The following is an 8,394-nucleotide window of genomic DNA, read 5'->3' on the forward strand; positions in this document are numbered from 1 at the left end:
ACCGTACGGACGTCGTCTGAGAAGTTCCTTAATGCTCCCTGTGAGGGGCACGCGCGCGTGCGTCATGCCACTCGGGCGCGAGTACCGACCAGATCTCGGTGTCCGCGCGGACACCCCGGTGCGGATAGTTCCCCCGCAGCAGGCCCTCGCGGCTCATGCCCAGCCGCCGCGCCACGTTGATGCTCGCTTCGTTGGCGGACGACGCGTGCCACTCCACACGGTGCACGCCGCGTACGTCGATCGCCCAGTCGATGAGGACCCGCATCGCGCGCGTGATCAGTCCGCGTCCGGTACCGGCCGGCTCCAGCCAGCAGCCGACCTCGCAGTTTCCTTGCTCCGCGCTGAAGTTGAGGAACAGCACCCCGCCGACGAGCTTCCCGTCCAGCCAGATGCCGTGCAGCGACCCGGTGTCGGCGGCGCGCTGGTCGGCGTACCGCTGGAGCTGGTCCCGCGCGGAGTCAAGGTCCGTGGATTTCATGCCGAAGAGGATGTGCCGGGTGATGAAGTCGCGCCCCCGGTCGAGGTGTGCGAGGAACTCCTCGGCGTGCCAGGGCTCCAGGGGACGCAGTTCGGCACCGTCGTCACCCAGGGATATCGCGTACATCCTGCGGTCGCTCCTTCACGAGTACGTCCATGACGTCGACGTCCGTCATAGCGTCCACGTCCGCTCGCCCGCCGTCATTGGCGCGCGGCCCCGGAATGCTCGCACGGGCGGCCTCCTCGACGCCCGGCATTTCGTCCACGGCGACGCCGCGGCACTCGGGCGGCTCGATGCTGATGTGCGGCAGACGGCGGTCGAGCCAGCCGGGAAGCCACCAGTTGGCGCCGCCGAGCAGATGCATCAGCGCGGGCACCAGGAGCGTACGCAGAACGAAGGCGTCGAGGGCGACGGCGGCGGCCAGGGCGATGCCGAACATGGCGATCACCCGGTCGCCGGACAGGACGAAGGCGAGGAAGACGGAGATCATGATGACCGCCGCGGAGTTGATCACACGGCTGGTCTCCGCGAGGCCGACCCGTACGGCCCGCCGGTTGTCGCCGGTCTCCAGCCACTCCTCGTACATCCGGCTGACCAGGAAGACCTGGTAGTCCATGGAGAGGCCGAAAAGGACCGAGACCATGATGACCGGGAGGAACGGCTCGATCGGGCCCGCGCTGCCGAGGCCCAGCAGTTCACTCCCCCAGCCCCACTGGAAGATCGCGACGACGACACCGAACGCGGAGGCGACGGCGGCGACGTTCATCGCGGCGGCCTTGAGCGGGATGCCGATCGACCGGAACGCGAGCAGAAGCAGCAGACAGCCCAGGCCGATCACGACACCGACGAACAGGGGCAGCTTGCCGACGATCACATCCGCGAAGTCGTCGTAGCTCGCCGTGACCCCGCCGACGTGCAGGTCGAGGGAGGTGCCGGTCTCCGCGCGCGGGAGCACCTTCTCACGCAGCCGCTCCACCAGGTCACTGGTCCCCACGGACTGCGGGGAGGACGCCGGCACGACGGTGAGGTACCCGGTGTCACCGTCCGCGCTGTAGGTCACCGGCGAGGCCGAGGCGACACCCTCGGTGGTCCGGAGGGTCGCGGCGAGGTTGTCGAGGACGAGCTCGTCCTCGGCGTCGGAGACGGGCGTGACGACGGTGAGCGGACCGTTGACGCCGGGGCCGAAGCCGTCGGCGAGGAGGTCGTAGGCCTGCCGTGTGGTCGTCACCTCCGGGTTGTTTCCCTGGTCGGAGGTACCGAGGTGGAGCGAGAGAGTGGGCAGGGCGAGCAGCGCCATGACGACCAGTGCGGCGGCGCCGAGCATCTTGGGGTGGCGCTCGACGAACGCGGACCAGCGGGCGGCGAACCCGGTGGGCAGCTCCGGCTCGGGCCCGTGCTCGGCCAGCCTGCGCCGCTCGCGCCGGCTCAGGGCGCGCGGCCCGATGAACGACAGCAGGGCGGGGAGCAGGGTCACCGAGGCGGCGACGGTCAGGATCACCGTCAGGGAGGCCGCGATCGCGACCCCGTTGAGAAAGCCGAGCCGCAGGATCAGCATCCCGAGGAGGGCGATGCAAACGGTCGCACCCGCGAAGACAACCGCGCGTCCGGTGGTCGTGACGGCGTTCACGGCGGCCTCGTCGACGGACAGCCGGAGTTCCGCTCCAGTCCGCCTCGCACCGCCCGCGCCGGCTGCCCCGGTCGACCCGCCTTTCTGCCGGGGGTCCGGGAGGCGCCCCCCGGGAAGACGCAGCAGGCCGCGCCGGTGCCTGGTGACGATGAAGAGCGCGTAGTCGATGCCCACGCCGAGCCCGACCAGCATGCCGAGCATGGGGGCGAAGTCGGCGACGGTCATCGCGTGCCCGAGGAGCACGATCCCGGCGTACGCCGTGCCGACGCTGACCAGGGCGGTGGCGATGGGCAGCAGGGAGGCGGCGAGCGAGCCGAAGGCGAGGAACAGCACGACGGCCGCGACGACCACACCGACGGCTTCGGCGAGGTGTCCGCCGGAGGACTCGGTGAGCGCGATGGCGCTGCCGCCCAGCTCCACCTGGAGCCCGTCGGCCCGCGCCGCCCCGGCCGCGTCGACGACGGCCTGCGCCTCACCCTTGCCGATGTCCTCGGCGGCCCTGTCGAAGGTGACGGTGGCGTACGCCGTACGCGCGTCGGCGCTGATCCGGCCGGCGCCGCGGCCCTCGTAGGGGCTGACGACCGAGGCCACACCGGGCAGGTCGGCGATGCGGTCCAGGGTGCGGGTCATCGTCTGCTCGACATCGGCCGCGCGGACCGTGCCGGAGCCGGTGTGCCAGACGACGGTGTCGGTGTCGCCGCCGAGACCGGGGAAGCCGTCCTCAAGGAGCTGGCGGGCGCGGCCCGACTCGGTGCCGGGGACCTCGTAGTCGTTCGAGTACGCCGAGCCGGCGACGGCAGCGGCGGCGGTCACACCGGCGAGGGCGGCGAGCCAGATCAGTACGACGGCGAGGCGGTGCCTGACACACCAGCGTGCGAGGACTGCCACAGACGTGCTCCCTGGGTGAAAGGTGGATCTTTGACCGGGAACAGTCGTGAATGGACAGAAAATCCCGCAAAGAAACGAAAAACAGCAAGAGCGATGCCGAACCACTGTTACAGGCGATGGTGATCGTTTGAGTCGTTAGTGCCCTTACTCACAAGACTGCGAGTCACATCACAGGACAGTGGGATGCACTCTGTCACCTCGACGCCTGCCTCAGTCGAACTGGTCTCCGAGCGCCATCACCATCGCCCCGGCGATCAGCAGCCACAGGGCCCGCCGGGTACGCCCCCGCGCCCCCAGCACCGACGCGAGCGCGCAGACGGCGGCGCCGAAGGCGTACGCGCCGGGTACGAGTACGGGCGCGGAGCCCGTGAGGCGGAGCGTCGAGGCGGCGAGACCCGCGAGGGCCAGCAGTGCCCCGGTTCCCGTCGCCGTCCAGCGGGCCCGCCGCGCGTCCCGCGCCGCGTCCTCGTACTCCTCGTACTCCTCCTCGCTCCCGTCCACGTTCTTGTCCGCGTCCATGGCGCGGGAGCGTAGCGCGCCCACCTGAGAATTCGGGTGCGGACGCCGGAGTCACACTGCTAGCGTCCGGCCGTCGACTGTCCGTACGCGGCTTGGCGCCGCCGACCCGAGCAGGTGCGTTTTTTGAAGGTCCGACCGAGCTCCGACGCATTCCGTTCTTCTTCGCAGAACCCAAGGAGCCCGTTCACCGATGTCCGACATCACCTCCAGGACCTCGAACAAGACCTCGGACGATCATCTCGCTGACCGTCTGACACACCCCGGCTACCCCCGCAGCAGCCGGTACGACGCCCGCTGGACCGTCGACAACCAGATGGGCCCGCACGCCCTGTGGCTGCTGGAGTGGCTGGCCCCCGCGCTCGGCCTCGACACCCTCCCGCCGGGCGCCCGGGTGCTCGACCTGGGCTGCGGCAAGGCCATGACGTCGGTGTTCCTCGCCAAGGAGTACGACGTCCAGGTCACCGCAGCCGACCTGTGGATCGAGCCCGCCAAGAACGCCCGCCGCATCGCCGAGGCGGGCGTCGCGGACCGGGTGCTGCCCGTGTACGCCGAGGCGCACCAACTGCCGTTCGGCGACGAGTCGTTCGACGCGATCGTGAGCATCGACGCGTTCCACTACTTCGGCACGAACGACCTGTATCTGCCCACTCTCACCCGGCTGCTGAAGCCGGGCGGGCGGATCGGTGTCGTCGTACCGGCGCTGCGCGAGGAGCCGGACGGCGTGGAGCCGCCGGAGCATCTCCAGCCGTACTGGGACCCCGGCTTCTGGTCCTTCCACTCCCCCGCCTGGTGGCGGCGTCAGTGGACGCGTGGTGGGGCCGTGACGGTGGAGGCCGCCGACTGGCTGCCGGACGGCTGGCGGGACTGGCTGCTGTGGAGCGAGGTCTGCGCCGAGGAGAGCACCGAGGAGTTCATGGCGAGCATGGCCCGCGATTCGGTGGAGCTGGTGCGCGCCGACCAGGGCCGGTCCCTGGGCTTCGTACGGGTCGTGGGACGCCGTCCGTAACCTGGCACAGCGAGGGGGCGCATCGGAAAACCGATGCGCCCCCAAGGTGCTGCTCGGCTCAGCCCTCGCTGACGCCCAGCTGCTCCAGGATCAGTTCCTTGACGCGGGCCGCGTCGGCCTGACCCCGGGTCGCCTTCATGACCGCGCCGACCAGGGCGCCGGCCGCGGCCACCTTGCCGCCGCGGATCTTGTCGGCGATGCCCGGGTTGCCGGCGATGGCCTCCTGGACGGCGGTGGTGAGCGCGCCGTCGTCGGAGACGACCTTCAGGCCGCGCTTCTCGACGACCTCGTCCGGGGTGCCCTCACCCGCGAGAACGCCCTCGATGACCTGGCGGGCCAGCTTGTCGTTCAGGTCGCCGGAGGTGACCAGCTCGGTGACCCGGGCGACCTGCTCGGGCGTGATCGCCAGCTCGTCGAGCGAGGTGCCCGACTCGTTGGCGCTGCGGGCGAGTTCACCCATCCACCACTTGCGGGCGGAGGCCGCGTCGGCACCGGCGTCGATCGTGGCGACGATCAGGTCCAGCGCACCGGCGTTGAGGATCGACTGCATGTCGGTCGCCGAGACGCCCCACTCCGCGCGGAGCCGGTTGCGGCGGGCCAGCGGCAGTTCGGGGAGCCCGGCGCGGATCTCCTCGACCCACTCGCGGGTGGGGGCCACCGGCACCAGGTCCGGCTCCGGGAAGTACCGGTAGTCCTCGGCCTCCTCCTTCACACGGCCCGAGGTCGTCGACCCGGTGTCCTCGTGGAAGTGCCGGGTCTCCTGGATGATCGTCCTGCCGGAGTTCAGCACGGCGGCATGCCGCTGGATCTCGAAGCGGGCGGCACGCTCCACGGAACGCAGCGAGTTGACGTTCTTGGTCTCGCTCCGGGTGCCGAACTTCTCGCGGCCGTGCGGGCGCAGCGACAGGTTCACGTCGCAGCGCATCTGCCCCTGCTCCATGCGGGCTTCCGAGACACCGAGCGCCTTGATGAGTTCGCGCAGCTCGGCGACGTACGCCTTGGCGACCTCGGGAGCGCGCTCGCCGGCGCCCTCGATCGGCTTGGTGACGATCTCGATGAGGGGGATGCCGGCGCGGTTGTAGTCGAGGAGCGAGTGCGAGGCGCCGTGGATACGGCCCGTCGCGCCACCGACGTGCAGCGACTTGCCGGTGTCCTCCTCCATGTGGGCGCGCTCGATCTCCACGCGGAAGGTCTCGCCGTCCTCCAGCTGGACGTCGAGGTAGCCGTTGAAGGCGATCGGCTCGTCGTACTGGGAGGTCTGGAAGTTCTTCGGCATGTCCGGATAGAAGTAGTTCTTCCGGGCGAAGCGGCACCACTCGGCGATCTCGCAGTGGAGCGCGAGACCGATCCTGATGGCCGACTCGATGCCGATCGCGTTGACGACCGGAAGCGCGCCGGGCATGCCGAGGCAGGTCGGGCAGGTCTGCGAGTTGGGCTCGCCGCCCAGCTCGGTCGAACAGCCGCAGAACATCTTGGTCCTGGTGCCGAGTTCGACGTGGACCTCAAGGCCCATGACGGGGTCGTACGACGCCAACGCGTCCTCGTACGACACCAGTTCGGTGTCGGTCGTGGTGGTCACGGTGAAAACTTCCCTCTCAGCCCAGCAGGACGTCGTCGTCGCCCAGCCGCTTGAGCTCGCGGTAGAGGATGGCGAGGCCGGTGACGATGGCGACGGCGGACACGGTGGCGTCGATCAGGACCAGGGTGTCCTTGTCGGCGCGGGCCTTCTTGAGCCGCTTGGCGACACCGAGAGCGCCGAACGCGGTCCCGGCGATGGACAGGTACGTGCCGGACTTGGACTTCTTGAAGCCCTTGGCCTTCGAAAGAGCATTGCTCACAGCGACGGTGCCTCCTCAAGGAGCGGGTGCCCCCACTTTTCCACGAACGCCGCCTCGACGGCTGCGCCGACCTTGTAGAGACGGTCGTCCTTGAGCGCCGGAGCGATGATCTGGAGCCCGACCGGCAGTCCGTCCTCCGGTGCGAGACCGCAGGGCAGGGACATGGCCGCGTTGCCGGCCAGGTTGGTCGGGATGGTGCAGAGGTCCGCGAGGTACATCGCCATCGGGTCGTCGGCGCGCTCGCCGATCGGGAAGGCGGTGGTCGGGGTCGTGGGCGAGACGATCACGTCCACGGACTCGAAGGCCTTCTCGAAGTCGCGGGTGATGAGCGTACGGACCTTCTGGGCGCTGCCGTAGTACGCGTCGTAGTAGCCGGAGCTGAGCGCGTACGTGCCGAGCATGATGCGGCGCTTGACCTCGGGGCCGAAGCCCTCCGCGCGGGTGAGCGAGGTGACCTCTTCGGCGGAGTGCGTGCCGTCGTCGCCGCTGCGCAGGCCGTAGCGGAGCCCGTCGAAGCGGGCGAGGTTGGACGAGCACTCGGAGGGCGCGATCAGGTAGTAGGCGGAGAGCGCCAGATCGAAGGACGGGCAGTCCAGCTCGACGATCTCGGCCCCGAGGTCCTTCAGCAGGGCCACGGACTCGTCGAAGCGCTGGATGACGCCGGCCTGGTAGCCCTCGCCGCGGAACTGCTTGACGACGCCGACGCGCATGCCCTCGACGCTGCCGTTGCGGGCGGCCTCGACGACCGGCGGGACCGGGGCGTCGATCGAGGTGGAGTCGAGCGGGTCGTGCCCGGCGATGACCTCGTGGAGGAGCGCGGCGTCCAGGACCGTACGGGCGCAGGGCCCGCCCTGGTCGAGGGAGGACGAGAACGCGACCATGCCGTACCGCGACACGGCCCCGTACGTCGGCTTGACGCCGACCGTGCCGGTGACGGAGGCGGGCTGACGGATGGAACCGCCGGTGTCCGTGCCGATGGCCAGCGGCGCCTGGTAGGAGGCGAGCGCGGCGGAGGATCCGCCACCGGAGCCACCGGGGATGCGGGTCAGGTCCCACGGGTTGCCGGTCGGCCCGTAGGCGCTGTTCTCGGTGGAGGACCCCATGGCGAACTCGTCCATGTTGGTCTTGCCGAGAATGACGACGTCGGCGGCCTTCAGCCGTTTGGTGAGGGTCGCGTCGTACGGCGGAATCCACCCTTCGAGGATCTTGGACCCGACGGTGGTCGGAATCCCCTCGGTGGTGAAGATGTCCTTGAGCGCCAGGGGTACGCCGGCCAGCGGGCCCAGCGTCTCCCCGCGCTCGCGCTTGGCGTCGACGGCACGGGCCTGGGCGAGGGCGCCCTCCCGGTCGACGTGCAGGAAGGCGTGCACCTTCTCGTCGACGGCCTCGATCCGGGCCAGGTGGGCCTCGGTGACCTGTACGGCGGTGAGCTCGCCGGAGGCGATCCTCGCGGCGGTCTCGGCGGCGGTGAGCCGGATGATGCTGACGTTGCTGTTGTCCGTCATGGTGATTAGTCCTCCCCCAGGATCTGCGGCACCTTGAAACGCTGCTGCTCCTGGGCGGGGGCGCCGGAGAGCGCCTGCTCGGGGGTGAGCGACGGACGGACCTCGTCCGCGCGCATGACGTTCGTCAGCGGCAGCGGGTGCGAGGTCGGCGGTACGTCTTGGTCGGCGACCTCGCTGACGCGGGCGACCGCGCCGATGATGTCGTCGAGCTGGCCTGCGAAGTGGTCGAGCTCTTCGCCCTTCAGCTCCAGACGCGCCAGCCGTGCGAGGTGGGCGACCTCCTCGCGCGTGATGCCAGGCATGCAGCGATCCTCTGGGGTGAGTGCGGTGTGGGTTTTGGCCCCAATCCTAGGGGGCGGGCGGAACAACCCGCGCACGGGTTTGCCTCCGGCGACCGGCAGCCACCAGTGGCGCCCAGCCCCCACGGCGGAGCTCACCCTGTAAACGGGCGGTAATCGGGCGGTGCGCGGGTGCCGGATGACTCTGCTGCGCAATTCCTCGGGGCCGCTGGACCGCACTCCGCGACCTGCGGC

The 8,394-nt window shown here is 70.1% G+C and carries 8 protein-coding genes; 1 reads left to right on the forward strand and 7 read right to left on the reverse strand.

The annotated features are described in order from the left end of the window. Positions 1-28: 28 nt before the first annotated feature. The 3 genes from RB628_RS29475 to RB628_RS29485 all read right to left on the reverse strand — a co-directional run bounded on the left by RB628_RS29475 (position 29) and on the right by RB628_RS29485 (position 3,512). Complete coding sequence (locus RB628_RS29475; RefSeq protein WP_318323579.1) at positions 29-604, reverse strand: GNAT family protein; 576 nt, start codon at positions 602-604, stop codon at positions 29-31. Then, positions 582-2,993: an MMPL family transporter gene (locus RB628_RS29480; protein WP_318323580.1), complete on the reverse strand. Its 2,412-nt coding sequence runs from the start codon at positions 2,991-2,993 to the stop codon at positions 582-584. Before RB628_RS29480 ends, RB628_RS29475 begins: the two co-directional genes overlap by 23 nt. A gap of 210 nt (positions 2,994-3,203) precedes the next feature. Further along, entirely contained in the window at positions 3,204-3,512 is a 309-nt protein-coding gene (locus RB628_RS29485) for a hypothetical protein (RefSeq protein WP_318323581.1), read from the reverse strand. A 190-nt stretch (positions 3,513-3,702) separates the two neighbouring features. On the opposite strand from RB628_RS29485, the gene RB628_RS29490 reads away from it, so the two are divergent. After that, positions 3,703-4,518, forward strand: a complete 816-nt coding sequence (locus tag RB628_RS29490) for an SAM-dependent methyltransferase (RefSeq protein WP_318323582.1) — start codon at positions 3,703-3,705, stop codon at positions 4,516-4,518. A 58-nt stretch (positions 4,519-4,576) separates the two neighbouring features. Here the strand turns inward: RB628_RS29490 and gatB are convergent, their stop codons facing one another. From gatB to gatC, 4 genes are read right to left on the reverse strand one after another with little or no spacing between them, the layout of a single operon-like run. Next, a complete protein-coding gene (gene gatB, locus RB628_RS29495; RefSeq protein WP_318323583.1) occupies positions 4,577-6,097 on the reverse strand; it encodes an Asp-tRNA(Asn)/Glu-tRNA(Gln) amidotransferase subunit GatB in 1,521 nt (506 codons plus the stop codon). Between the two features lie 16 nt (positions 6,098-6,113). Continuing rightward, the gene (locus RB628_RS29500) at positions 6,114-6,356 is read right to left on the reverse strand and encodes a hypothetical protein (RefSeq protein WP_318323584.1); all 243 of its coding nucleotides are present in this window, start codon (positions 6,354-6,356) and stop codon (positions 6,114-6,116) included. Further along, positions 6,353-7,861 carry an Asp-tRNA(Asn)/Glu-tRNA(Gln) amidotransferase subunit GatA gene (gene gatA / locus RB628_RS29505; RefSeq protein WP_318323585.1) on the reverse strand — a complete coding sequence of 503 codons (1,509 nt, stop codon included), beginning with the start codon at positions 7,859-7,861 and terminating at the stop codon, positions 6,353-6,355. The genes RB628_RS29500 and gatA overlap by 4 nt, the downstream gene beginning before the upstream one ends. Positions 7,862-7,866: 5 nt before the next feature. Next, positions 7,867-8,163: an Asp-tRNA(Asn)/Glu-tRNA(Gln) amidotransferase subunit GatC gene (gene gatC, locus RB628_RS29510; protein WP_015036350.1), complete on the reverse strand. Its 297-nt coding sequence runs from the start codon at positions 8,161-8,163 to the stop codon at positions 7,867-7,869. Positions 8,164-8,394: the final 231 nt, after the last annotated feature.

The organism is Streptomyces sp. ADMS, assembly GCF_033441795.1.
Classification (GTDB): domain Bacteria; phylum Actinomycetota; class Actinomycetes; order Streptomycetales; family Streptomycetaceae; genus Streptomyces.